Origin of the sequence: Paraburkholderia sediminicola (assembly GCF_046026675.1) — a bacterium.
Lineage (GTDB): Bacteria > Pseudomonadota > Gammaproteobacteria > Burkholderiales > Burkholderiaceae > Paraburkholderia > Paraburkholderia sediminicola_F.
Map to the genome: position 1 here is coordinate 2,111,770 of NZ_JAQQEY010000002.1, position 24,019 is coordinate 2,135,788.

Below are 24,019 nucleotides of genomic sequence, written 5' to 3' on the forward strand. Positions count from 1 at the left end.
ACGCATCCCTTTGACGCATCCCTGCCACCGCCAGGCTTTCCATCGATATGAAACGTGCTTCCGCCCGATCGACCCCCGCTGCATCGGCCGCGCCTACAACCCAGCGTCAGAAGCTCGCTGCGGCGACCCGCCAGCGTATCTTCAAGATTGCGATCGCCGAGTTTTCCGACAAGGGGCTAAGCGGCGCGCGCGTGGAGACGATTGCGAGCCGCTCGAAGGTCAACATCCGGATGATTTACCACTACTTCGGCGGCAAGGAGGCGCTTTATCTGGAGGTGCTCGAGTTCGTGCTGGGGCGCCTGCGGGAGGCCGAACTCAAACTCAAACTCGACGCCGACCAGATCGAGCCGGTCACGGCCATCGTGCAGCTTTATGATTTCATCGAGGGGCACTTCGCGACCCATCCTGAACTGTTGAAGCTTCTGTCGTTCGAGAATCTGAACCGCGCCCGGGTGATGAAGCGCTCGAGTGCGATTCCGGAAATGTCATCGCCGGTGTTGAGCCTGCTGCGCACGGTAATCGCGCGTGGCGAAAACGACGGCTCGTTGCGCAAGGACATGGACCCGCTTCATCTGTATGTCGCTCTTGTGAGTCTGTGTTCGTTTCACAAGTCGAACGCTTTCACGTTGTCGCGGATTTTCAACACCGACATGCTCGCCACGCAGTGGCAGGAAGATCACAAGGCGCAGGCACATGACATGGTGCGCGCGTTCGTCGTCGCCGGCGCGCCGTAACGCCTGCGGTACGGCGCACCGCGCGCCAGGCTCGAATGCAGGGCGCAGGAGCCCCGAGTTGGGGAGCGCTGCACCATGACGCATTGATCCAGGGGTGGCAGCGCGGCCCGTCCTCGTCGCCGGAAAATCGTCAAAAAACCAAACCTGGTAAGGATGACAGCGCGTTCAGTCGACCGTGGAATGCACCTGGCATAGCTCCTGCTAATTTGAGTTCAAACTTGTATTCAAGATTGAACTCAAGGAAAAACCAGTGCCTATTTTGTCGCCCCTGAAGGTCCGTAGTCTCCTCTCTGCTTATGCCGCCAAAGGTCTTACGCCGACTGAGGTCGTGGCGTCGGCGCTTGCTCGTATCGCTGAAATCGACCGGCCGGAAGTCTGGATCCTGCGCGTGCCCGCAGCGGACCTGGAGGCCCGCGCCCACGCGCTCGAAGCGCTTTACGAAGCGCAGGGCAGTGCCGTGTTCGAGCGGATGCCGCTGTTCGGCGTGCCGTTCGCGGTCAAAGACAATATCGACGTTGCCGGCTTGCCGACCACCGCCGCGTGCGAGCCTTTCAGCTATACGCCGGACACTTCGGCATTCGCCGTGCAGCGGCTCATTGACGCCGGCGCAATCCTGATCGGCAAGACCAATCTCGACCAGTTCGCGACTGGCCTCGTCGGCACGCGTTCGCCTTACGGCGCGGTGCGGAACACGGCGTTTCCGGAGCGCGTGTCAGGCGGGTCGAGTTCAGGCTCGGCGGTTGCCGTGGCCGCGGGTTGCGTGGCCTTTTCGCTCGGCACCGATACGGCCGGGTCTGGGCGCGTGCCGGCCGGGTTCAATGCGCTTGTCGGCCTGAAGCCGTCGCTTGGACTCGTCAGCAAGCGCGGTGTCGTGCCGGCGTGCCGCAGTCTCGACACGATCTCGGTGTTCGCGCACGACGTCGACGATGCGTGGCACGTGTTCAATGAAATCGCGTGCTTCGATCCGCTCGACGGCTATTCGCGCAAGGTACCAGGTCTCGGTCTCCTGCGTGGCGCGCCGCGGATCGGCGTGCCGGATCATCTCGAGTTCTACGGTGACACAGCGGCGAATCAGGCCTTCTCAGCGGCACTCGATACGCTCTCTACCCATCTGGATCTCGCGCCCACGCCGATCGACTTCCAGCCGCTCAAGCAGGTCTCCGCGCTGCTCTACGATGGCCCCTGGGTGGCGGAAAGGCGAGCCGCGCTCGGTTCATTCTTCGAGACGCATCACAAAGCGGTCCATCCGGTCGTCGCGACGGTGATCGGCAAGGCGGATCGCTACAGTGCCGCTGACGCGTTCAACGGCCAGTACGCGCTCGCCGATCTGAAGCGGCACGCCGAACAGCTCTTCGAGACGATCGACATCCTGATCGTCCCGACCACGCCGACGCATCCGTTGATCGCCGACGTGCAGGCCAATCCTGTGGAGTTGAACAGCCAGCTTGGCTACTACACCAACTTCGTCAACCTGCTCGATCTGTGTGCGTTGGCCGTGCCGTGCCAGCGTCGTCAGGACGGCTTGCCGGCCGGCGTCACGCTGATCGCGCCGAGCGGCGCGGACCGGCGTCTCGCGGAGTTGGGCGCGCGGATCCAGGCGCTGTTCGCGAGCGAAGCCCGGAGCGCGAGCGAGGCTGTGGTCGTGGCCACAACCGTGACTGAAAAGAAAACCGCGGCAAACACGATCGCGCCATTGCCGTTTCAGGAGCCGACTGTCGCGCTTGCCGTGGTCGGTGCGCATCTGCGTGGCCAGCCGCTGAACTGGCAACTTCAGGAAGCCGGCGCGCGTTTTGTCGTGGCGACGCAAACCACCGCCGATTACATGCTTTACGCGCTTGCGAATACGCAGCCGCCGAAACCAGGCCTGGTGCGCGTCACCGACCAGCAAGGCGCCCCCATCGCCGTGGAAGTCTGGGACATGCCGCTGCGCACTTTCGGCAAATTTGTCGCCGACGTGCCGGCACCGCTCGGTATCGGCTCTGTGCAACTCGCCAACGGCCTCACGGTGAAGGGCTTCATCTGCGAACCGTCGGCGGTCGGCAACGGTAGCGGCGCAATAGACATCACCTCGTTTGGCGGCTGGCGCGCTTATCTCGACAGCCTGAATGTCAACTGAAGGCCAACGCTCTTCACCCCCCCACCAGGAATTGGACACCATGACCAGTCGCCGCAATTTCATCAAGAGCGCCAGCCTGTTGACGCTCGGCAATATCCTGCCGATTCAATCGGTGTTTGCCGCGCCGAAGACGACGGTCGGCGTGATCTACGTCGGCGCACGCAGCGACTACGGTTACAACCAGGCTCAGGCGACCGCTGCCGCCGTCATCAAGAAGATGCCTGACGTGAAGGTGGTGGAAGAGGAGAACGTGCCGGAAACCATCGCTGTGCAAAAAACCATGGAAGCAATGATCGAACAGGACGGCGCGACGCTGATTTTCGCGACCTCGTTCGGTTACTTCGATCCGCACGTGCTGAAGATGGCGGCCAAATATCCGAAGGTGCGTTTCGCGCATTGCGGTGGTTTGTGGAAGCAGGGCAACCCGTCGAACATCACCAGCTACTTTGGTTATATCGACGAATGCCAGTACCTGAACGGCGTCGTCGCGGGCCATATGACGAAGAGCAAGAAGCTCGGCTTCGTCGCGGCCAAACCGATTCCGCAGGTGCTGCGCAACATCAATTCGTTCACGCTCGGCGCGCAGTCCGTCGATCCGTCGATCACCACGCAGGTAATTTTCACGGGCGACTGGTCGATGCCGGTGAAGGAAGCGGAAGCCACCAACAGTCTTATCGATCAGGGATGCGATGTGCTGACCTGTCACGTCGATGGCCCGAAGGTCGTCGTCGAAACGGCAGAAAAGCGCGGCGCAATGAGTTGCGGCTACCACGCGAGCCAGGCGGCGCTCGCGCCGAAAGGCTATCTGACCGGCGCGGAATGGGACTGGGCGACGCCGTACAAGCAACTGGTTACCGGCGCACAGGCCGGCACGCCGCAACCGAATGTGCTGCGCGGTGGCTTGAAAGAAGGGTTCGTGAAGATGTCGCCGTACGGCGCGAAAGTGACCGCGCCGACGAAGCAGAACGCCGACTCGATCAAAGGCAGCATGGTGGCCGGCAATTTCGTGATCTTCAAAGGACCGATGAAGGACAACAAGGGCGGCACGGCGATCGCCTCCGGCGCGAGCCACATACAGACCGACTACACGCTCGAAAGCATGAACTATCTGGTGGCAGGCGTCGTCGGCCAGATCTGATCGTGGCCTGCGTGATTGTGTGAGTGTGCGTGACTTTGCATGAGCGAAGGAGCCGTGATGCGCCCCAATGCCCCTACCGCGAGAGTGATGCTGTCGCTCTTGCCCGCGTTGCCGACCGCGTTGGCGGTGCTCGGCACGCTGCTGCTGTTCTCGCTGTTCCTGCTGGTGCAGGGGCAGCCGGCGCTCGATGCGATCGGGCTGATCTTTGAGGGCGCTTTCGGCTCGTCGTTCGCGTGGCAGAGCACCTTGCTGCGCGCGTCGCCACTGATGTTGACCGCGTTGTGCGTCGCGCTGCCCGCCCAGGTCGGACTGATCGTGATTGGCGGCGAGGGCGCGCTCGCACTCGGCGGCATGTGCGCGGCGATCGTCCCGCAGATGCTGCCGCAGGGCACGCCCTGGCTGATCGCCACGCCGTTGATGGCGGTGGCCGGCATGCTCGCTGGCGGTATCTGGATCGGCGCGGTCGGCGCATTGCGGCAGTGGCGTGGCGTCAACGAGACAATCAGCAGCCTGTTGATGTCGTATATCGCGATCGCGCTTTTCAAACATCTGGTGGAAGGGCCGCTGCGCGACCCCGCGAGCCTGAACAAGCCGTCCACGTATCCAGTGCCCGACGCGATGATGATCGGCTCGATCCCCGGACTCGACACGCACTGGGGACTGTTCTGGGGCGTCGTTGCGTGCATCGCGGCGTGGGTGTTCGTGAAATTCAGCACCAAGGGCTTTGCGATGCGCGTGGTCGGCGGCAGTCATCGCGCGGCACGCCTGGTCGGCTTGCCGGTCAATCTGCTGGCCCTTGCGGCGTGCGTATTGGGCGGTGCTGCGGCGGGACTTGGCGGCATGTTCGAAGTGGCGGCGGTACAGGGCAGCGCGAATGCGTCCTTGCTCGCGGGTTATGGCTATGCGGGCATCCTCGTTGCGTTCGCCGCACGGCAGAATCCGCTCGCGATCATCGCGTGTGCGCTGATGATCGGCGGCATCGAGGCGAGCGGTTCTCTGCTGCAACGCCGGCTCGATCTCCCCGACGCCACCACGCTCGTCTTGCAAGGTCTGCTGTTCGCGAACCTGCTCGCGTGGGAGGCGCTTGGCGGGCGCATCGCCGCATGGCGCGTCAAATTGCAGGCCGCCGCGCAGACCGACCTTCCCGTGCAACTGGAGCAGACCCATGCCTGATATGCACTCGCCCATCGTGATCCTGTTGCTGTCGCTGTTCGCCGGTGCGATCCGCGTCAGCACGCCTTATCTGTTCGTCAGTCTCGGTGAGTGTCTGACCGAGAAGGGCGGGCGCGTGAATCTCGGCCTCGAAGGCATCCTCGTGTCAGGTGCGATGAGCGGCTATGCCGGTGCTTTTCTGACCGGCTCGCCGTGGGCTGGTGTGCTTGCGGCCGGTTTCGTCGGCTTGCTGCTCGGTTGCCTGCATGGCCTCGTGTGCTCGTTGCCGCGCGTGTCGGACATCGCGTTCGGCATCGCGTTGATGCTGCTCGGCACCGGGCTCGCGTTCTATCTCGGCAAACCCTTCATCGAACCGCAGGCGCCGATGCTGCCATTCATCGACCTCGGCACGTGGACCTCGTCACCGCAATTGCATAACGCGCTGCATATCAACCTGCTGTTCGTGATCGGCGTGGTGTTGTCCTTCGTTCTGCAATGGGGCTTGCGCAATACCCGTTGGGGGATGGTGCTGCGGCTCGTCGGCGATCACGCCGAGACGGCGCGCGCCATGGGCTATCCGCTCACACGCGTGCGCATCGCCGCGACGGCGGTGGGCGGCGTGTTCGCGGGCATCGGCGGGGCGTACCTGTCGCTGGTTTATCCAGGGAGCTGGAATGAAGGGCTCTCCAGCGGACAAGGACTGATGGCGGTCGCGCTGGTGATCTTCGCGCGCTGGCAGCCCTTGCGATGCCTGTGGGCCGCGTTGCTGTTCGGTGCGGCAGGCGCGCTCGGGCCGGCGTTGCAGGCGATCGGCGTGACGAGCGGCTATTACCTTTACAACGCGGCGCCGTATGTGCTGACGCTCGCGATCATGATCGTCAATTGCCGTCCGGATCGCACGCTGGCCGGCGCGCCGGGCGAGTTGAGCCTGACTCGCTGAGCTTGCCACACCGTGCATGCCTTCAAAGACCCTGCCAGGACCTAACAAGGATCTCACCGCCATGAACCGATTCATCGAAGCGAAACCCTATCCGTGGCCCTACGACGGCGATCTGCGGCCGGACAACACGGCGCTCGTGATCATCGACATGCAGACGGATTTCTGCGGCCACGGCGGCTATGTCGACAAAATGGGCTACGACCTGTCGCTGACGCGCGCGCCGATCGAACCGATCAAAAGCGTGCTGAAGCCGATGCGCGAGCTGGGCTTCACGATCATTCACACGCGTGAAGGGCATCGCCCGGACCTCTCCGACCTGCCCGCGAATAAACGCTGGCGCAGCCGCCGTGCGGGCACTGACGGCGTAGGCATCGGCGACGACGGCCCGTGCGGCAAGATCCTCGTGCGAGGCGAACCGGGCTGGGAAATCATCGACGAACTGAAGCCGCTGCCAGGTGAGATCATCATAGACAAACCCGGCAAGGGTTCCTTCTGCGCGACGGATCTCGAACTGATCCTGCGTACGCGCGGCATCGTCAATCTGGTGCTGACCGGCATCACCACCGACGTTTGCGTCCACACGACGATGCGCGAAGCCAACGATCGCGGCTTCGAATGCACGGTGCTGGCCGATTGCTGCGGCGCGACCGACAAGGGCAATCACGCCGCCGCGTTACACATGATCACCATGCAAGGCGGTGTGTTCGGCACGGTGTCGGATTCGAACGCGCTGCTGGCTACGCTACCGGCCACGATGACGGCGGCGCCAGCAGCGGCGCTGGCCACTTCAGGCAGATAAACCATGACCACGGCGCCGAAGGCATTGGGTGTGGAAGTGCTGAACGCAAGCAAATCGTTCGGCGCATTTCGCGCATTGGATAGCGTGTCGATCAAGGTCAAAGCCGGCACGATGCACGCGTTGCTCGGCGAGAACGGGGCGGGCAAGAGCACGCTCGTGAAGGGACTAGTCGGCTACGGCGTGCTCGACGACGGGCAGATCGTCGCCGACGATCGTGAAGTCCACATCGCATCGCCGCGCGATGCGCAGGCGCTCGGCATCGGCATGGTGTATCAGCATTTCACGCTGGCTTCCGGCCTTTCAGTCGAAGAAAACCTGTTGCTCGCGCGCGGACGGATGCCGTGGAAGATCGACTGGAAGGGCGAGCGCGCCGCGCTTGCTGCGTTCATGCAGCGAATGCCGTTTCGCTTGCCGCTCGACGCGCCGGTGGCCATGCTAGCCGCCGGGGAAAAGCAGAAACTGGAGATCCTGAAGCAACTTTATTTGCAGCAGCGCTTCCTGATTCTCGACGAACCCACCTCGGTACTGACACCGCAAGAAGCGGACGAAGTGCTTGGCCTGATGCGCGATCTGACCTCACGCGGCGAGCTGACGGTACTGATGATCACGCACAAGTTCCGCGAAGTGATGGCCTATGCCGACGACGTCACCGTGTTGCGCAAGGGCCGGCAAGTCGGCACGAGCGCGGTTGCAAACACCAGCCGCGATGAACTTGCAGCGTGGATGATGGGCACCGTCGCCACACACGCCTCGAAGGAAGTCCCCTTGGCGGGTGCTCCGAAAGAAGTCCCCCTGGCGGCCGCCGCGCCGGTGATGGCCGCGGTGACGTTGGAACGCGCGCCGCGCAAACCTGTCGACGACACGGCGCAAGTGCGTCTCGCGCTGCACGACGTTTCAGTCGAAGACGACCGCGGCCACACGGCGGTCAAGCACGCGACGCTGTCCGTGCGTTCGGGCGAAATCCTCGGACTGGCGGGCGTTTCCGGCAACGGACAGAAGGAACTGGTGGAGGTGCTGGTCGGGCAGCGTCGGGTGAAAGCCGGCGACATGCAGGTGGCGGGCAAGGCCTATCATGCAACGCGCGAAGAAATGACCCAAAGGCGCGTGTTCGCGATTCCCGAGGAGCCGCTGAAGAACGCCTGCGTCGCCGCGATGAGCGTGGCACAGAACCTCGCGCTGCGCGACTTCGATCGCGAGCCGTTGCGGCGCGGCGGCTGGTGGCTCGACCGGCGTGCAGTGCGTGAGCGCGCCGCGGAGCTGATCGCCGAGTTCAATGTGCGTCCACCACTACCCGAACGAACCATCGGCACGCTGTCGGGCGGCAACGTGCAGCGCGCGGTGCTGGCGCGCGAACTCGGACAGCCGGTGGACGTGCTGATCGTCGCGAATCCTGTGTTCGGTCTGGACTTCGCGTCGGTCGCCGATATCCATGCCCGTCTGATGGGCGCACGCGATGCAGGCGCGGCGGTGTTGCTAGTCAGCGAGGACCTCGACGAACTGCTCGAACTGGCCGACCGCATCGTGGTGATCGCAGAGGGCAAGCTGGTGTTCGAGACGCCGGCGGCACGCGCGGACCGGACCGTGCTCGGTCAGCATATGGCAGGGCACGGCGATACCCCGGCGCATCGCGCCGTACCCGCAGAAAGAATGAAGGAAGCCATCGGATGACACGGCAAACCCAATTGACGATCGACGCCCAACCGGGTCCCTTCACATTGGACCCCACGAAAACCGCGCTGATCGTAATCGATATGCAACGCGATTTCATCGAACCGGGCGGTTTCGGCGAATCGCTTGGTAACGATGTGTCGCTGCTGGCCGAGATCGTGCCGACCGTCGCGGCGTTGCTGGCCTTCGCGCGCAGGCATCAATGGCTCGTGGTGCATACGCGTGAATCGCACGCGGCGGATCTGTCCGACTGCCCGCCGGCGAAACGGCTCAGAGGTGCGCCCAATGCCCGCATCGGCGATGCAGGGCCGATGGGGCGCATCCTGATTCGCGGCGAGCCCGGCAATGCAATCATCGAGCCGCTCGCGCCGCTTGCCGGTGAACTCGTGATCGACAAACCCGGCAAGGGCGCGTTCTACGCCACACGGCTCGGCGAAGAGCTCGCGATGCGCGGCGTCACACATCTCGTGTTCGCGGGCGTGACCACCGAAGTGTGCGTGCAGACCTCGATGCGCGAAGCCAACGACCGCGGTTACGACAGTCTCCTGATCGAAGACGCAACCGCCAGCTATTTCCCCGCGTTCAAGCAGGCGACGCTCGAGATGGTGCGCTCGCAAGGCGGCATTATCGGCTGGACCGCACCGTTTTCTTCATTGACTAAACTCGACGAGACGATCCCGGCATGGAGATAAATCAGCCCGAAATGGTAGCTCAAGTGCAGGCAGCATTTATCGAATACGAGCGGGCGCTGGTCGACAACGACGTCGCGGCGATGAACGCGCTTTTCTGGCACACGCCGGAGACGGTCCGCTATGGCATCGCCGAAATCCAGCATGGCGGCGAAGCGATCCGCGCATGGCGCGAGACCTGCGCGCCAGTGCCGAAGTCGCGCAAACTGCGTCGCACCGTGGTGACGACCTTCGGCACCGACTTCGCCACTGTCAGCACTGAATTCACCAGCGACGCGACGCCTTTGATCGGCCGTCAGATGCAGACGTGGGCGAGGCTCAGTCCCGCCGACGGCTGGAAGATCGTCGCCGCGCACGTCAGCCTTATCGCGATGCCATGAAGCGCCGATAATAAGAAAAAAGGGAATGTGGCATCAATGAACGACGATACGACGAATCTGCTCGAGACCCCCGCGGAGCCTGACACGCCAGGCTCGGCGGGAACGCAGGACATGCCTGCCGTGCCGGCCGCCGCCAATCCGCTCGCCGAGCAGGTGTACCAGCAACTGAAGAACGATATCTTCAGCTTTCGCCTGTTTCCCGGCGACCGTTTTTCCGAAAACGGCATCGCGCAACACTACGGCGTGTCGCGCACGCCGATGCGCGACGGCCTGTTTCGTTTGCAACGGGAAGGCTATCTGGAAGTCGGCTTCCGGCGTGGCTGGAAAGTCTCGCCGATCAATTTCGACCAACTCGATCAGCTCTACGATTTGCGCATCGTGCTGGAAGTGGCGGCCGTTGAACGGGTGGGGGCGGGCGGCGACGTCGCGCATGCGGCTGTGGAGGCGCTAAAAGCGATATGGTGCGTCGAGCCCGAATTGCGCGAGAGCGACCCGGTGAAGATGTTCGGCATGGACGAGAACTTCCACCGTCAACTGGTCGCCGCGACTGGTAATGCGGAGATGCTGCGCGTGCATAACGAGGTGACCGAGCGCATCCGCATCGTGCGTCGACTGGACTTCCTGAAACCGCACCGCACGAGCGCCACCTACGACGAGCATTCGACCATGCTGAACCTGATCGAACGTAACCGGGTGACCGAAGCGCTCATCCTGCTGCGTGCGCATATCACGCAGAGCAAGCTGGAAGTGCGCAAGATCACGCTGTCCATGCTGGCCGCCGCGCGTGATAGCAAACTACCATTCGTATCCTGATTGCTCACAGGGCCCTCGGATCCCGGAGCAGCCGTGAAGCAGCGGCCCTAGGGTCCCGAACGGCCTGGCCGCGCGAAGCGACGCGTCATGGGGCGATGCGTGGCCAGGCGACTGCCACGCCACCCTCATTCGTACGAAAACGCCCCGCCGAACTTGTCCATCCGCTCCAGCGCCATGCCCGAGCCGCGCACCACACAGGTCAACGGCGCTTCGGCGACGAACACCGGCAGGCCCGTTTCTTCAGCGAGCAGGCGGTCGAGATCGCGCAGCAACGCACCGCCGCCCGCGAGCATGATGCCGCGCTCGGCGATGTCGGCGCCCAGTTCCGGCGGCGTCTGTTCGAGCGCGATCTTCACCGCCGAGACGATCTGGTTCAGCGGATCGGTGAGCGCTTCGAGAATCTCGTTGCTGGACACCGTGAAGCTGCGTGGAATGCCTTCGGACATATTGCGGCCCTTGACTTCCATCTCCTTGACTTCGGAGCCCGGAAACGCGGAGCCGATTTCCTTCTTGATGGCCTCGGCGGTCTGCTCGCCGATCAGCATGCCGTAGTTGCGGCGAATGTAGTTGACGATCGCATCGTCGAACTTGTCGCCGCCTACGCGCACCGAACCTTTGTAGACGACACCGCCGAGCGAGATCACGCCGACTTCAGTCGTGCCGCCGCCGATATCGACCACCATCGAGCCGGTCGCTTCCGACACGGGCAGGCCGGCGCCGGTCGCTGCCGCCATCGGTTCTTCGATCAGATAGACCTGCGAGGCGCCCGCGCTATGCGCGGCTTCCTTGATCGCGCGGCGCTCGACCTGAGTCGACCCGCACGGCACGCAAATGATGATGCGCGGCGACGGCGCGAACATCCGCGACTCGTGCGCCATCTGGATGAAGCGCTTGATCATCTGCTGGGTGATGTTGAAGTCGGCGATCACGCCGTCCTTCATCGGGCGGATCGCCTCGATATTGCCCGGCACCTTGCCGAGCATCTGTTTCGCTTCCTTGCCGACGGCCAGAATGATCTTCTTACCGTTCGGGCCGCCTTCCTGACGAATCGAGACCACCGAGGGTTCGTCCAGCACGATGCCCTTGCCACGCATATAGATCAGCGTGTTCGACGTGCCGAGGTCGATTGCCAGGTCGTTGGAAAAATAGCCACGCAAAAAACCGAACATGCAAATTCCTGTCTCGCTGATGCCGGGCGCGTGAGCGCGCCGCTTGGGATGCCGCCCGGAGGCGGCAGGCGACCAGGTGATGGCCGGAGAGAGGGAAGAATACCAGCTTCGGGCGCCGGGCTACTTGGGCGGGCGTACTCGCAGCAGGTTGTCGGCCTGCCATTTGATGCGGTCGCAGTTGCTTTTGACCCGCACTGCGAATTCCGACGGGGAGTTGAGTTGCAGCGAGCGCATCTGGATCGCATCGCTATCCCCGCGCCGCCAACCCGCCTGCCAGCGCGTATCGAACTGGCTGGCTTCGGTGAGGACCTTTCTGAGTTTCTCCTTGTATTCGACCACGTCCTGCTCGGAACCCCCGCAGAATTCTTTGGCGAAGCGGGCCCGCTGGCCCGCGGCTTCCGCGCTGCCGTTGGCGCTGTCTTCGCTGGCTAACGCGGATCGCGGCTGGGCCAGCAGCAGAAGCGACAAAAGCAGCGCCAGTACGGGCGCCGGCGCGAGCAGGGCGTGATAGCGAGACCGGTTTTTATACACGATTGCCTCCTTGTGGCCGTCCTCCGGCGCCGTAATGAAGCGCATGTGTGCAGCGACGGAGCGTGCTGCCCCCATATTACCGTGTATAGCTATAGACGCCCGACTGGCGCTACTTACGGCGCATTGGTCAACGCCGGATCGAGATAGGCGCTCACGTTCTGCGATTGCTTGTAGACCGCGTTGCGTACATTGAACTTGTCCGCGTTCACGCTCGAACCGTACACCGAGTCCAGCCCGTCACCCTTGACGAAAGCCTTCCTCGCGGCCGCCGCGTCGAGCAGGTGCGTGCCTTTCAGCAGCGGCAGATACTGGGCCGGGGTCAGGCCGACGCGTGCGGACATGATCTTGACGGCGTCCGGTTGCGTCTTCGGATCGTTGATGTAGGCCACGCAGCGGTACCAGACCTTGATCACCTTGGCCCAGTCGGCCTTGCGCGACTGCAGACTGACCGGATTGACCGTGATCGCGTCGTAGATCAGCCCTGGCGCGTCGGCCGAGGTGAAGATGGGACGTGAACCCGGCACGCGCTTGAGTGCCTCGCCCGCGTTCGGCTGCCATGCGCCGACCGCGGCGACGTCGCCTGACGACGCCAGCACCTGCGGCAGCTCGTTCGTCTTCGCGTTGACGAGCGTGATGTCCGATTCCTTGAGCGCATGCTTTTCGAGCGCCGTGTCCAGCAGCAGGTGATCGACCAGACCCATTTCGACACCAACCTTCTTGCCCTTGAGTCCAGCCACCGTGCGAATGGGCGGCTTGGCCACGATCATGTCATTGCCGCTCGAATAGTCGGTCAGGAGAATCATCACGTTTTTTGCGCCGCTTGCCCCGGTGACCAGCGCATCGCCGTTGGTTGCACCGACCGCGTCGAGCTTGCCGGCGGAGAACGCGTCGAGCGAGGCCGAGTAGTCGAACCACTGGAAATTGACATCCACGCCGGCTTCCTTGAACCAGCCTTTGTCGATGGCAATCTGGAACGCGACGAAGCCGGGCCAGTCGCTATAGCCGATGGCGAGCGGCGCGGCCGCTTGTGCAGGCGCGGCAGCGAAGCCGATAGCGACCGCGGCGGCAGCGCCGGCGATCGCGCCACGCACGCGGCGCGATGAGGCAAGGCTGCTCAGTAAGGTGAGGGACGTACGGGCGGATTCGAAGCGTTTCATCGTTTTCTCCAGGAGACCGGTCAATTGCGATTGTTGAGTTGGATCGCGCGGCGACTGCGCGATAAAACAACATGACCGGTTCCCGCGAGAATCCGATTGGTGCGGACACTGCGCGAAAACTGCGGGAGACAAACGCCGGCCACGGAGAGGCACGATAGGCATCGCTATCGCCAATCTCCCGGGCTTTTGTCCCGCCGTGTAGTGCGGCCAGCTCGTTCCCGGATCAAGTCCGAATCGAACGAACGGGTGCACCGGGCTGCTCTCGGACCAGACATTCTCGCGAACCGGAACCCTAGCATCCCTAAGATGCGACGCTGCCGCACCTCTCGACGAATAATCTAGCGAGAAATATGCCAGCCGGATTACGCGATGCGTCGAGATGCTTGTTATGCGTATGCTTCACCGCGGACATCGCGTCAAAAGCTCAATCCAAGGTGGCAAAACGCTGATGCACGTAGGCGAGAAACTGCTCGAGGCGCTCCTCGATCGAGGCCGCGAGACTGACCCGTTTGATGCGGCGATCCGCTTCGGAACTCGTCTCCAGCAGCCAGCCGGTGTCGATCAGCTCCTGCACGTAGCGCACCGCGGTGCGCCGGCTCACGCCAGGCATGAACTCGTAGAGCGCCGTCTTGGCGAAGTCATCTTCCGGCTCCACCCACATCCGGCAAAACAGATCGCTGTAGTTGAGGTCGTTCAGCCCCAGGTCGCCGAAATGCGAGGACCACTGCCAGTCCATGTCGAGAATGGCGCGCGCGACGGCTTGCCCCTTGTGACGCGCAAGTTTCTTCTTCATCGATTCACCACGAGGAGGAGGGGTGCACAGTTTAAGTGCTAATCGCGCCGGAAATCGGGCGCGCCAGAATTATGCATGGCGAGGTTGAGATATTTTATTGGCGAAGGAATTTCGTGTGTACCATTGCATGCAATTTTGCATGTAATTGGAGAGGCGATGAAATTCGAACTGTTCAAGACGTTCTGGGGATTCGATGGCGGTCCGCACGATGCCGCGCCACTGGTACGTGCCGCCGGGTTCGACGGTATCGAAGCGCCCGTTCCGTCGGGTGGAGCTGAGCGTGAAGCGTTTGCGCAGGCAATCGCGGATGAACGTCTCGAGTTCATTGCGGAAATTACGACGGCGGGCAGTTATGTGCCGGAACGGTCCGCTACGCCGGCGGACCACCTGCGCGACTTCGAGGACAAGATCGTGTGGGGCAAGCCGCTCAAGCCGCGCTTTTTCAATGTGATGGCGGGCTGCGACGCATGGCCGGCCGCCACACAGGTGGATTTCTTTGCGCGCGCGGTGGAGATTGCCGCGAAGCACGAGGTGACCTGCAGCTTCGAGACGCATCGCGGCCGCTCGTTCTATAACCCATGGATTACCCGCGACGTCGCGCGTGCCGTACCGGAGCTCAAGCTGACTTGCGATTTCAGCCATTGGGTGTCGGTGTGTGAGCGTCTGCTCGACGGCGAATGGGACACGATCCTTGAGCTTGCGCCACATGCGCATCATCTGCACGGACGTGTTGGCTACCCGCAAGGTCCGCAGGTTCCGCATCCGGCGGCACCCGAGTACGCAGATTGCCTCGCCTCGCACCAGCGGATCTGGGAGGCGCTGTGGTCCGCGCAGATCGATAGGGGCTATACGACTACGACGATGACACCCGAGTTCGGCCCCGATGGTTATCTGCACACGCTTCCGTTTACGAATGCGCCGGTGGCCGATCTGTGGGAGATCAACACGTGGATGGGGCGCGAAGAGCGTCGTCACATCGCGGCGTTTCTTGCCGGACGCGAGACGCGTGGCGGCCTGCAAACCGAATCGCAAACGAACCTGTCCGCGCAAACGCATTCGCCGACCCAATCGCCCACCGAACCGCAGCACGCATAGGCCAAGCTCATGAGCCAATCCCACACCCGTTTCGACCGCTTGCCCGTCGTCGACGTCAGCGGCCTCTTTAGCGATGATCCCGACCAGCGTCTTTCAACCGCCCGCCAACTCGACCGCGCGGCGCGTGACGCAGGCTTCTTCTACGTCACCGGCCATCAGGTTTCGCGTGCACAGCAAGCTGCACTCATAGAACAGGCCAAGGAGTTCTTCGCCGCCCCCGATGAATGGAAAATGCGCTATTACATCGGCAAATCGACCGCGCACCGTGGCTATGTACCCGAAGGCGAAGAGGTTTTCGCAGGCGGCAAGCGCGACAGGAAGGAAGGCTTCGATACGGGCCGGGAACTGCCGCCCGACGACCCGGATGTCCAGGCCGGCACGCCGATGCTCGGGCCGAATATGTGGCCCGAGCAGCCGGGCTTTGGTGACGCCGTCAGCGGCTATTACGAGGCGGCGTTCGCGCTCGGCCGAGCGTTGTTCCGTGGTTTCTCGCTTGCACTCGGCTTGCCGGAGACGCATTTCGACAGGTATTTGCAGAAGCCCCCGAGTCAACTACGCCTGCTTCACTATCCCTTCGACCCGTCCGCGGAAGACCGGCCGGGCATCGGCGCGCATACGGACTACGAGTGCTTCACGATCCTGCTGCCGACGGCCCCGGGCCTCGAAGTGATGAACGGCGAAGGCGAGTGGATCGACGCGCCGCCGGTCGACAACGCGTTTGTCGTGAACATCGGCGACATGCTGGAGGTGTGGACGGGCGGCACGTACGTGGCGACGTCACATCGCGTGCGCAAGGTGAGGGAAGAGCGCTACTCGTTTCCGCTCTTCTTTGCCTGCGACTACCACACCATGGTCGCGCCACTGCCGCAGTTCGCGACACCCGAGGCGTTGGCGAAATACCCGCCGGTTTCGGCGGGCGATCATCTGTTCGCGCAGACGGCGCAGAGCTTTACCTATTTGAAGCAGCGGCTCGAACGCGGTGAGCTGGTGTTGCCGGAGGGGTCGAAGGGGTTGGCGAGCTTTGGGCAACTGGCTCGTTATGCGGGCACCGAGCAGGATGTTGTTTAGCAGGAACTGCCCGCGCATCAGGACTACGGCGCCACCTCGTCTACGAGCGGCGCCGTTGCTTTTGCAGTTCGATGAAACGCGCCGACATCAGCGTGTAGAGCGTGCGGCGAAGCGTGGCAAGCGTGAGCATGGTCGGAAGAGGGAAGGATGAGTGTGGCGCAATAACTCGCACACACCGTGCCATCGTGCAGAGCGCCTGCACACCGTCGGACACGCGAGCGCGCAGCCCAATCATGGTGCTTCACGCATTCAACTGGTGCCGATTTGCCATCAGGCGTGGTGCGTACGTCATCAGGCCGATCAATCACCAGCCACCCCGTTGAGCCACCGATACCATTCAATCCCTTGCCACAATGCGTCACGGCCTCAGCAACATCACGCTGGCACGCAACTCGCTTAGCTACACATCGAGAGGTGCGAAGTAATTTGCATCATCTTCAGGATCGCTAGGGTTCCGGTCGTACCGCTTTAAAGGCTTCCAGAAGGCTTTAAAGCGCGCACACGATGTCTGGTCCGAGAGCAATCCGGTCTTGCCGTTCACCTTCTTTCAAGGCGCCGGCGAGGCTCCACGGAGGGATAAAAGCCCGGGAGGTCGCGATGTCGGTCAATCGCCCTCTCATGCTTTTTCCCAACCGATACCTGGAGCCTCCATGTCGACGCAAACCTCAGTCGATCTCGCACCGATCCCGCATGTGTTGTGGGAAACAGTGATTCCTGCCGGCACGCATTGGTCCGGCGTGCTGCGCCGTGGCATGGCGCTGCGCATCGTCGATCCCGAGGGCGGCGCCAATCTGGCCACCGTGTTCTACCGGCACGACGAACCGCTCGAACGCTACAACATGGCTGATACCTTGAAGGCACAGCACACCGCGCATCTGACGCGCGGTCACGTGCTCTATTCGGATATGGGCCGCGTCATGGCGTCGATCACCGCCGATACGCTTGGCTGGCACGATCCGCTAGGCGGCCTCGGCGACGCCGAATTGTTCGCCGAAAAATATGGCACAGCCCGCTATCAGCAACACCGCAATGCGATGGTCCGCAACGGCCACGACAGCCTGTTGCTCGAACTGGCCAAACACGGTCTGGGCACGCGCGATCTCGTAGCCAGTATCAACTTTTTCAGCAAACTCGCGATCGGTGAGGATGGCTCGCTCGACTTCGTAGCGGGACATTCCGCTGCCGGCGCCGCCTTCGATCTGCGTTTCGAAATGGACACGCTCGCCGCGTTTTCGAGCGCACCGCATCCGTTGAACCCTTCCTCCGAATACGAACCGAGGCCCGTCAAGCTGATCGCGTATCGCGCATACGCCGCCGACGGCTCCGTACCGGCCGACGATCCTTGCCGCTCCGCCTGCCCTGAGAACGGGCGCGGCTTCGTCAATACCGATCGTCTGTTCGTTTAAGGAGACCCGCGATGCCTATCATCGAAAGCAAACTCGACGTCCGTCACGCGGTCTACGACCTCACGCTGCCGTCCGGCGAGCCGTGGCTGCATGAAATCAAACGCGGCCAGCTGTTCCGCATTCTCGACCTGGAAGGCAATCAGGCCGTTGACACGCTGTTCTACAACAGCGCCGATCCGCTCGAACGCTACAGCGCGCAGGACACGATTCGTGCGCAGCGCAATCTCTATCTGTCCGCGGGCAGCGTGTTGATGTCGAACTTAGGCAAGCCGATGCTGACCGTTGTCGCGGACACCTGCGGGCGCCACGATACGCTCGGCGGAGCCTGCGCCGCGGAGAGCAACACGGTGCGCTACTCGCTCGACAAACGCTATATGCACAGCTGCCGCGACAGTTTCCTGCATGCCATTACGCATTGCACCTGCGGCGTTGGCACGCAGCTGACCAAGCGCGACATCGTCAGCAATATCAACTTTTTCATGAATGTGCCGGTGACACCGCTCGGCAAACTGACCTTCGAAGACGGCATCTCCGCGCCGGGTAAATACGTCGAGATGCGCGCCGAGATGGACGTGACCGTACTGATCTCGAACTGTCCGCAGCTGAACAATCCGTGCAACGGCTACAACCCGACGCCCGTGCGGCTGACCATCTGGGACGCCCAATGACATTCGACAAAGTCCTGATTGCCAATCGCGGCGAAATTGCCTGTCGCGTAATTCGCACGCTCAAACGCCTCGGCATTGCGTCGGTGGCGGTTTATTCAGAGGCCGATCGCCACGCCATGCACGTGATGCTCGCTGACGAATCGATCTGCATCGGCCCGGCGGTGGCGGCCGCCAGCTATCTGAATAGCGCGGCGATTCTCGAGGCGGCGCGTGCAACCGGCGCGAATGCCGTGCATCCCGGCTACGGTTTTCTTTCGGAGAATGCGGCTTTCGCGCAGGCCTGCGAAGACGCGGGCATCCGCTTCATCGGGCCGCGCCCCGCGCAGATGCGTGAATTCGGCCTGAAGCACACGGCACGCGAGCTGGCACGAGCGAACGACGTGGCGCTGCTACCCGGCACCGGCTTACTGCCTGACGTGACTACCGCCCTAAGCGAGGCCGGATCGATCGGTTATCCCGTGATGCTAAAAAGTACCGCGGGCGGCGGTGGCATCGGCATGTCGCTGTGCCGCGATGCGGCGCAACTGGAGAGCGTGTTCGCATCGGTCGCGCGGCTTGGCGAGGCCAACTTCGCGAACGCAGGTGTCTACATCGAGAAATTCGTCGAGAACGCGCGCCATATCGAAGTGCAGATTTTCGGCGACGGCCGGGGCGGCGTGATCGCGCTCGGCGAACGCGACTGCTCGGTGCAGCGGCGTAATCAGAAGGTGATCGAGGAGACGCCCGCACCGGATCTGACGCAAGCGGAACGCACGGCATTGCACACAAGCGCCGTGCGCCTCGCGCAGGCCGTCAAGTATGAATCCGCCGGCACGGTCGAGTTCGTATTCGACGCCGACACGCGGCGCTTCTATTTCCTCGAGGTGAACACGCGGCTGCAGGTCGAACATTGCGTCACGGAGGAGGTGACGGGTATCGACCTGGTCGAGTGGATGATTCGTCAGGCTGAGGGCAAGCTTGCGCCGCTCGACACGCTGGTTCCGATGGCCAGCGGTGCAAGTATCCAGGTCCGCTTGTACGCTGAAGATCCGCACAAGCAGTTTCAACCGAGCGCGGGCGTGCTGACCCACGTCGCTTTCGCCGCCGATGCGCGGGTCGACACCTGGGTCGATGCAGGCACCGAAGTCAGCGCGTTCTACGACCCGCTGCTCGCGAAGATCATCGTCAAGGGCGCAACACGCGATGCCGCGCTTGCCGCCATGCGCGCCGCGCTGGCGCAAACGCAGCTGTACGGCATCGAGACGAACCTCGACTATCTGCGCGCCATCGCCGGTTCGGCGACCTTCGCACGTGGCGAGCAAACCACCGCCTTCCTCACGCGCTTCATGTTCGCGCCGCACACCATCGACGTGCTCGACGGCGGCGTGCAGACCACCGTGCAGCAGACGCCGGGACGGGTTGGCTACTGGGACATCGGCGTGCCGCCGTCGGGCCCCATGGACGATCTGTCGTTCCGGCTCGCCAACGAACTGCTCGGCAATCCGGCCGACGCGGCCGGACTCGAATGCGCGATGGTCGGCGCGACGCTGCGCTTCAACACCACGACGTTGTTCGTGCTGGGCGGCGCGCCGCTTGCCGCCACACTCGATGGCCAGCCAGTCACGCTCTGGCAGGTCACGCGGGCACCGGCGGGTTCGGTGCTCAAGCTCGGTGGCGTGACCGGCGCGGGCATGCGCGCCTGTCTCGCGCTCAAGGGCGGCTTGCAGGTGCCGGACTATCTCGGCAGCAAGGCCACTTTCACGCTGGGCCAGTTCGGCGGCCACGCGGGGCGCGCCTTGCGCAAGGGCGACGTGCTGCATCTTGCCGCCGACGCAGGCCGCGGCGATGCGGGCGCGCAACTCGATCCGGCGCGCGTGCCGGCGCTGACGCACGACTGGACCCTCGGCGTGCTCGACGGTCCGCACGGTGCGCCGGACTTCTTCACGCCCGATGACATCGCGATGCTGTACGGCACGCGCTGGACGGTTCACTACAACTCCAGCCGCACAGGGGTCCGCCTGATCGGCCCGAAGCCGCAATGGGCACGCACGGACGGCGGCGAGGCCGGGCTGCATCCGTCGAATATTCACGACAACGCGTATGCGGTCGGCGCGGTCGATTTCACAGGCGACATGCCGGTGATTCTCGGCCCGGACGGTCCGAGCCTCGGAGGGTTTGTCTGTCCGGTGACCGTGGTGGCCGACGAGTTGTGGAAGCTTGGGCAACTGCGGCCGGGGGACACGGTGCAGTTCGAACCGGTGCGCGCGCAAGCGTCGTTGACGGCGTCGGCAGCACCTACGGCAACCGAAGCGACGATAAACCTCAGCGCTCACGACTGCATTCTCTACAGCGATCCATCGGCCGGTGAGGGCACAGGCGTGGTCTACCGCCGCTCCGGCGACCAGAACGTGCTGGTCGAATACGGCCCGCTCATGCTGGACCTGAACCTGCGCTTTCGTGTGCATGCGCTGATGAACTGGCTCGATGCACACCAGCTGCCCGGCATCGTCGATCTCACACCGGGCATCCGTTCACTGCAGGTGCATTTCGACCCGCGCGCGCTGTCGCACGATACCTTGCTCGCGCATCTTCAGCAGGCTGAGCGCGAGTTGCCCGCCGTCGACGAGATGCGCGTGCCGAACCGTATCGTGCATCTGCCGCTGTCATGGGACGACCCGTCGACGCGGATCGCGATCGAACGCTACATGCAATCGGTGCGGCCCGATGCGCCGTGGTGTCCGAGCAATATCGAGTTCATTCGCCGCATCAACGGTCTGGATAGCATCGACGACGTGAAGCGCATCGTGTTCGATGCGCGTTATCTCGTGATGGGTCTTGGCGACGTCTATCTTGGCGCGCCGGTGGCGACGCCGCTCGATCCGCGTCACCGGCTCGTCACGACTAAATACAACCCGGCGCGCACCTGGACGCCGGAGAATGCGGTGGGAATCGGCGGCGCCTATCTGTGTGTTTATGGCATGGAAGGGCCGGGCGGCTATCAGTTTGTCGGCCGGACCGTGCAGATGTGGAACCGCTATCGCACCACCCGCGAATTCGAGGCCGGCAAGCCGTGGCTGCTGCGGTTTTTCGACGAGATCCGCTTCTATGAAGTCAGCGAAGCCGAGCTGGCCGAGTTGCGCGCCGACTTCATCGCGGGACGCGCTGGGCTGAAGATCGAGGAATCGGTCTTCGACCTCGGCGCGTACAACCGCTTCCTGAAAGACGAAGCGGAATCGATCTCCGCCTTCAAGGGCTTGCAACAGGCCGCGTTCGACGAAGAGCGCGAACGCTGGAATGCCGCGGGGCACGCCGAGTATGCCGGCGAGCCGGGCAGCGACGCCGGTTCGGCCACCGGCAACGGGGCGGACGACGCGCTGGCGGCCGGTCAGCAGAGCATCGTCGCCGATGTCTCGGGCAGCGTCTGGAAACTGCTCGTCAGCGAAGGCGAACGCGTGAGCGAAGGGCAGGTGGTGGCAGTCGTCGAATCGATGAAGATGGAAGTGTCCGTTGCCGTCACCGAAGACGGTGTGATCGAAACGATCGATTGTGCGGCCGGCGCGGCGGTTGTCGCGGGTCAGCGTTTGATGGTGCTGCGTGCCGACGTGGCGGCCGGGACCACCGAGGAGGCGACGTGCAAATGAAGCAAGCCGACAAACTGTTCGAATCGATGCTGATTGTGGCGCTGCAGTCGCGCTGCAAGTCAGGTGGATCGAGTTCCGATACCGAACGCTGCCCCGGAGAATCCCATGACCGTCATTAACAGAAGCGACTGGTTCGCGGTGCGCCGCGAACTCTCCGCACGCGGCAAGTGGCTATTGGGCTTCGGCTCGTTTTTGTTGCCCGTTCTTGTGTGGTGCATCGTCAGCTATGTGCCGTTCGTCTGGCATCCGCAGGTGCTGATCGAGAGCCCGGGCAGCGTCGACTATTTTCAGCCTGGTATGCGAGTCGACAAGGATGTGTTCGCCGACGAACTGAGCCATGCGCAAGCCGGCCACACGGCGTTGCCGACGGGCGAGCCGGTCAACCCGGTGTACCTGCCCGCGCCCCACGAAGTGCTGCGTGCGTTCTACACCGCGTTCACGACGCCGCCCGCGTCGCGCGACGGCGTATGGTTGCATCAAAGCCTGTGGCACAGCATCCAGGTGATCTTCTGGGGCTTTCTGCTGTCGTCGGCGATCGGCGTGCCGATCGGCATCGTCTGCGGGACTTATAGCGCGATTGCGCGGCTGCAGGAGCCGTTTTTCGAGTTCTTCCGCTACTTGCCGGCACCCGCCTTCGGTGCGCTGATGGTGGCGATCCTCGGCATTTATGACGGTCCGAAGATTGCCATCATCGTGATCGGCACGCTGTTCCAGCAGGTGCTGATTGTGGCGAACACCACGCGCAAGCTGGAATACGGTCTGTTCGAAGCGGCGATGACGCTCGGCACGAAGAAACTCAAGCTCCTCACGCATGTGGTGATTCCCGGCATCCTGCCCGACCTGTACCGCGACCAGCGCATCCTGCTCGGCTGGGCGTGGACGTACCTGATCGTGGCGGAACTGGTCGGCACCAGCTCCGGTATCACGTGGTACATCACGCAACAGGCGCGCTATGAGCATTTCGACAACGTCTACGCGGCGATCATGATGATCGGGATTATTGGACTCGGCACCGATCTTGTGCTGGCCTACGTTGGCCGCAGGCTGTTTCCGTGGGACCGCACGCTCAAGGCGTAGCAGGACCGTTCGCGCCACGGCCTGCTGCCATACATCGCAGCGCACGGCACCTCATTGCACCGCATTCAAGGATTCAATCATGTTAAATCCGCAACCGATTCCGTCATACCTTATCCAGTCCGAAGCGGTGCGTGAGCGTTTCGATCGTTTGAAGTCGCGCGAGGTGATTCTCGAAGTTCGCGACCTCGACAAGCGCTTCGAGAGCGCGCAGGGCGAGTGCACCGCATTGAACGGCATCAGCTTCAAAACGCACCGGCGCGAGTTCGTCTGCGTGATCGGGCCGTCGGGCTGCGGCAAGTCGACCCTGATCCGCATTCTTGCGGGTCTCGAGCGGCAGACGAGTGGCAGCGTGCTGCTCGACGGCAAGCCGGTGGAGGGGCCTGGCGCCGATCGCGGCATGGTGTTTCAGGGCTACACGCTGTTTCCGTGGCTGACAGTCAAGAAAAACGTCATGTTCGGTCTGAAGATGAACGGCCACAGTACCATGCACGCGGAGCGCGACGCGCTGCAATGGCTCGATCTGGTCGGTCTGACGAAGTTCGCCAACGCGTATCCGCATCAATTGTCCGGCGGGATGAAGCAGCGCGTGGCAATTGCGCGTGCACTCGCGAACCGGCCGCGGATTCTGCTGATGGACGAGCCGTTCGGTGCGCTCGATGCACAAACCCGCGCGAAGATGCAGACGCATTTGCTCGACATCTGGCGCAATATCGATGTGACGGTGCTGTTCATCACGCACGATCTGGACGAAGCGATTTTTCTCGCCGACCGCATCCTGGTGCTGAAGGCAAATCCCGGCGAGGTGCAGGAATTGATCGAGGTGCCGGTGCCGCGTCCGCGCGATTATTCGCAGGCCACGTCGCCGGAATTTCTTGCTACCAAGGCGCGGCTCGAAGCGCTGATTCATCCGCCCACGGCCGTCGACGAGGAAGACGATGTCGTCAAGCCGCATATGGTCCGGATGACGGATGTCACGGATAACGTCGAGTAGGAACGTGGCGCGCAT

The 24,019-nt window shown here is 63.0% G+C and carries 22 protein-coding genes and 2 riboswitches; of the genes, 18 read left to right on the plus strand and 4 right to left on the minus strand.

All coding sequences use genetic code 11. The features are described 5' to 3' along the window. The first annotated feature begins 47 nt into the window (after window positions 1-47). From PQQ86_RS29115 to PQQ86_RS29160, 10 genes are all read left to right on the plus strand, one after another. Window positions 48-734: a TetR/AcrR family transcriptional regulator gene (locus tag PQQ86_RS29115; RefSeq protein WP_408274891.1), complete on the plus strand. Its 687-nt coding sequence runs from the start codon at window positions 48-50 to the stop codon at window positions 732-734. Window positions 735-984: 250 nt separating this feature from the next. Further along, the gene (atzF, locus tag PQQ86_RS29120; protein WP_408274894.1) at window positions 985-2,850 is read left to right on the plus strand and encodes an allophanate hydrolase; all 1,866 of its coding nucleotides are present in this window, start codon (window positions 985-987) and stop codon (window positions 2,848-2,850) included. A gap of 40 nt (window positions 2,851-2,890) precedes the next feature. Further along, window positions 2,891-3,988: a BMP family ABC transporter substrate-binding protein gene (locus PQQ86_RS29125; RefSeq protein ID WP_408274896.1), complete on the plus strand. Its 1,098-nt coding sequence runs from the start codon at window positions 2,891-2,893 to the stop codon at window positions 3,986-3,988. Window positions 3,989-4,045: 57 nt separating this feature from the next. Then, window positions 4,046-5,161 carry an ABC transporter permease gene (locus tag PQQ86_RS29130; RefSeq protein WP_408279390.1) on the plus strand — a complete coding sequence of 372 codons (1,116 nt, stop codon included), beginning with the start codon at window positions 4,046-4,048 and terminating at the stop codon, window positions 5,159-5,161. Beyond that, window positions 5,154-6,080 (plus strand): ABC transporter permease, encoded by a 927-nt coding sequence (locus PQQ86_RS29135; protein ID WP_171928398.1) that lies wholly within the window; start codon window positions 5,154-5,156, stop codon window positions 6,078-6,080. The genes PQQ86_RS29130 and PQQ86_RS29135 overlap by 8 nt, the downstream gene beginning before the upstream one ends. Before the next feature lie 61 nt (window positions 6,081-6,141). Then, window positions 6,142-6,879 carry a biuret amidohydrolase gene (gene biuH, locus PQQ86_RS29140; RefSeq protein WP_408274899.1) on the plus strand — a complete coding sequence of 246 codons (738 nt, stop codon included), beginning with the start codon at window positions 6,142-6,144 and terminating at the stop codon, window positions 6,877-6,879. 3 nt (window positions 6,880-6,882) lie between these two features. Next, on the plus strand, window positions 6,883-8,547 hold the full coding sequence (locus PQQ86_RS29145) for an ABC transporter ATP-binding protein (protein WP_408274902.1): 1,665 nt from the start codon (window positions 6,883-6,885) through the stop codon (window positions 8,545-8,547). Beyond that, window positions 8,544-9,239, plus strand: a complete 696-nt coding sequence (locus PQQ86_RS29150; RefSeq protein ID WP_408274904.1) for a cysteine hydrolase family protein — start codon at window positions 8,544-8,546, stop codon at window positions 9,237-9,239. Before PQQ86_RS29145 ends, PQQ86_RS29150 begins: the two co-directional genes overlap by 4 nt. Beyond that, window positions 9,230-9,616 carry an oxalurate catabolism protein HpxZ gene (gene hpxZ / locus PQQ86_RS29155; RefSeq protein WP_408274907.1) on the plus strand — a complete coding sequence of 129 codons (387 nt, stop codon included), beginning with the start codon at window positions 9,230-9,232 and terminating at the stop codon, window positions 9,614-9,616. Before PQQ86_RS29150 ends, hpxZ begins: the two co-directional genes overlap by 10 nt. Window positions 9,617-9,652: 36 nt before the next feature. Beyond that, on the plus strand, window positions 9,653-10,429 hold the full coding sequence (locus PQQ86_RS29160; RefSeq protein ID WP_408274910.1) for a GntR family transcriptional regulator: 777 nt from the start codon (window positions 9,653-9,655) through the stop codon (window positions 10,427-10,429). Window positions 10,430-10,554: 125 nt separating this feature from the next. Here the strand turns inward: PQQ86_RS29160 and PQQ86_RS29165 are convergent, their stop codons facing one another. The 4 genes from PQQ86_RS29165 to PQQ86_RS29180 all read right to left on the minus strand — a co-directional run bounded on the left by PQQ86_RS29165 (window position 10,555) and on the right by PQQ86_RS29180 (window position 14,079). Next, entirely contained in the window at window positions 10,555-11,598 is a 1,044-nt protein-coding gene (locus tag PQQ86_RS29165; protein ID WP_028194510.1) for a rod shape-determining protein, read from the minus strand. A gap of 120 nt (window positions 11,599-11,718) precedes the next feature. Continuing rightward, a complete protein-coding gene (locus PQQ86_RS29170; RefSeq protein WP_408274914.1) occupies window positions 11,719-12,174 on the minus strand; it encodes a hypothetical protein in 456 nt (151 codons plus the stop codon). Window positions 12,175-12,242: 68 nt separating this feature from the next. Continuing rightward, window positions 12,243-13,286: an ABC transporter substrate-binding protein gene (locus PQQ86_RS29175; RefSeq protein ID WP_408274917.1), complete on the minus strand. Its 1,044-nt coding sequence runs from the start codon at window positions 13,284-13,286 to the stop codon at window positions 12,243-12,245. A gap of 173 nt (window positions 13,287-13,459) precedes the next feature. After that, window positions 13,460-13,593: riboswitch (guanidine-I (ykkC/yxkD leader) on the minus strand. Window positions 13,594-13,710: 117 nt separating this feature from the next. Continuing rightward, the gene (locus PQQ86_RS29180) at window positions 13,711-14,079 is read right to left on the minus strand and encodes a MarR family transcriptional regulator (protein WP_408274919.1); all 369 of its coding nucleotides are present in this window, start codon (window positions 14,077-14,079) and stop codon (window positions 13,711-13,713) included. Window positions 14,080-14,235: 156 nt separating this feature from the next. Between PQQ86_RS29180 and PQQ86_RS29185 the strand changes: the two genes are divergently transcribed. The 8 genes from PQQ86_RS29185 to PQQ86_RS29220 all read left to right on the plus strand — a co-directional run bounded on the left by PQQ86_RS29185 (window position 14,236) and on the right by PQQ86_RS29220 (window position 24,004). Then, a complete protein-coding gene (locus PQQ86_RS29185) occupies window positions 14,236-15,174 on the plus strand; it encodes a sugar phosphate isomerase/epimerase family protein (protein ID WP_408274922.1) in 939 nt (312 codons plus the stop codon). Between the two features lie 9 nt (window positions 15,175-15,183). Further along, a complete protein-coding gene (locus tag PQQ86_RS29190) occupies window positions 15,184-16,242 on the plus strand; it encodes an isopenicillin N synthase family dioxygenase (protein ID WP_408274925.1) in 1,059 nt (352 codons plus the stop codon). A gap of 435 nt (window positions 16,243-16,677) precedes the next feature. Next, window positions 16,678-16,835, plus strand: a riboswitch (guanidine-I (ykkC/yxkD leader). Between the two features lie 57 nt (window positions 16,836-16,892). Continuing rightward, window positions 16,893-17,648, plus strand: a complete 756-nt coding sequence (locus tag PQQ86_RS29195; RefSeq protein ID WP_408274927.1) for an urea amidolyase associated protein UAAP1 — start codon at window positions 16,893-16,895, stop codon at window positions 17,646-17,648. An 11-nt stretch (window positions 17,649-17,659) separates the two neighbouring features. Next, window positions 17,660-18,316, plus strand: coding sequence for an urea amidolyase associated protein UAAP2 (locus tag PQQ86_RS29200; protein WP_408274931.1), 657 nt, complete (start codon window positions 17,660-17,662; stop codon window positions 18,314-18,316). Beyond that, window positions 18,313-21,936, plus strand: coding sequence for an urea carboxylase (gene uca / locus PQQ86_RS29205; RefSeq protein WP_408274935.1), 3,624 nt, complete (start codon window positions 18,313-18,315; stop codon window positions 21,934-21,936). Before PQQ86_RS29200 ends, uca begins: the two co-directional genes overlap by 4 nt. Further along, window positions 21,933-22,055 carry a hypothetical protein gene (locus tag PQQ86_RS29210; RefSeq protein ID WP_408274939.1) on the plus strand — a complete coding sequence of 41 codons (123 nt, stop codon included), beginning with the start codon at window positions 21,933-21,935 and terminating at the stop codon, window positions 22,053-22,055. The genes uca and PQQ86_RS29210 overlap by 4 nt, the downstream gene beginning before the upstream one ends. Next, window positions 22,042-23,013: an ABC transporter permease gene (locus tag PQQ86_RS29215; RefSeq protein ID WP_408274943.1), complete on the plus strand. Its 972-nt coding sequence runs from the start codon at window positions 22,042-22,044 to the stop codon at window positions 23,011-23,013. Before PQQ86_RS29210 ends, PQQ86_RS29215 begins: the two co-directional genes overlap by 14 nt. Window positions 23,014-23,092: 79 nt before the next feature. Then, a complete protein-coding gene (locus tag PQQ86_RS29220; protein WP_408274945.1) occupies window positions 23,093-24,004 on the plus strand; it encodes an ABC transporter ATP-binding protein in 912 nt (303 codons plus the stop codon). The last annotated feature ends 15 nt before the right edge of the window (window positions 24,005-24,019 follow it).

Excerpts from the sequence above, each read along its gene's own strand:
- PQQ86_RS29115 (WP_408274891.1), top strand. The coding sequence starts at position 48 with ATGAAACGTGCTTCCGCCCGATCGACCCCCGCTGCATCGGCCGCGCCT.
- PQQ86_RS29125 (WP_408274896.1), top strand. The coding sequence starts at position 2,891 with ATGACCAGTCGCCGCAATTTCATCAAGAGCGCCAGCCTGTTGACGCTC.
- PQQ86_RS29130 (WP_408279390.1), top strand. The coding sequence starts at position 4,046 with ATGCGCCCCAATGCCCCTACCGCGAGAGTGATGCTGTCGCTCTTGCCC.
- PQQ86_RS29135 (WP_171928398.1), top strand. The coding sequence starts at position 5,154 with ATGCCTGATATGCACTCGCCCATCGTGATCCTGTTGCTGTCGCTGTTC.
- biuH (WP_408274899.1), top strand. The coding sequence starts at position 6,142 with ATGAACCGATTCATCGAAGCGAAACCCTATCCGTGGCCCTACGACGGC.
- PQQ86_RS29145 (WP_408274902.1), top strand. The coding sequence starts at position 6,883 with ATGACCACGGCGCCGAAGGCATTGGGTGTGGAAGTGCTGAACGCAAGC.
- PQQ86_RS29150 (WP_408274904.1), top strand. The coding sequence starts at position 8,544 with ATGACACGGCAAACCCAATTGACGATCGACGCCCAACCGGGTCCCTTC.
- hpxZ (WP_408274907.1), top strand. The coding sequence starts at position 9,230 with ATGGAGATAAATCAGCCCGAAATGGTAGCTCAAGTGCAGGCAGCATTT.
- PQQ86_RS29160 (WP_408274910.1), top strand. The coding sequence starts at position 9,653 with ATGAACGACGATACGACGAATCTGCTCGAGACCCCCGCGGAGCCTGAC.
- PQQ86_RS29165 (WP_028194510.1), bottom strand. The coding sequence starts at position 11,598 with ATGTTCGGTTTTTTGCGTGGCTATTTTTCCAACGACCTGGCAATCGAC.
- PQQ86_RS29170 (WP_408274914.1), bottom strand. The coding sequence starts at position 12,174 with ATGCGCTTCATTACGGCGCCGGAGGACGGCCACAAGGAGGCAATCGTG.
- PQQ86_RS29175 (WP_408274917.1), bottom strand. The coding sequence starts at position 13,286 with ATGAAACGCTTCGAATCCGCCCGTACGTCCCTCACCTTACTGAGCAGC.
- PQQ86_RS29180 (WP_408274919.1), bottom strand. The coding sequence starts at position 14,079 with ATGAAGAAGAAACTTGCGCGTCACAAGGGGCAAGCCGTCGCGCGCGCC.
- PQQ86_RS29185 (WP_408274922.1), top strand. The coding sequence starts at position 14,236 with ATGAAATTCGAACTGTTCAAGACGTTCTGGGGATTCGATGGCGGTCCG.
- PQQ86_RS29190 (WP_408274925.1), top strand. The coding sequence starts at position 15,184 with ATGAGCCAATCCCACACCCGTTTCGACCGCTTGCCCGTCGTCGACGTC.
- PQQ86_RS29195 (WP_408274927.1), top strand. The coding sequence starts at position 16,893 with ATGTCGACGCAAACCTCAGTCGATCTCGCACCGATCCCGCATGTGTTG.
- PQQ86_RS29200 (WP_408274931.1), top strand. The coding sequence starts at position 17,660 with ATGCCTATCATCGAAAGCAAACTCGACGTCCGTCACGCGGTCTACGAC.
- uca (WP_408274935.1), top strand. The coding sequence starts at position 18,313 with ATGACATTCGACAAAGTCCTGATTGCCAATCGCGGCGAAATTGCCTGT.
- PQQ86_RS29210 (WP_408274939.1), top strand. The coding sequence starts at position 21,933 with ATGAAGCAAGCCGACAAACTGTTCGAATCGATGCTGATTGTGGCGCTG.
- PQQ86_RS29215 (WP_408274943.1), top strand. The coding sequence starts at position 22,042 with ATGACCGTCATTAACAGAAGCGACTGGTTCGCGGTGCGCCGCGAACTC.
- PQQ86_RS29220 (WP_408274945.1), top strand. The coding sequence starts at position 23,093 with ATGTTAAATCCGCAACCGATTCCGTCATACCTTATCCAGTCCGAAGCG.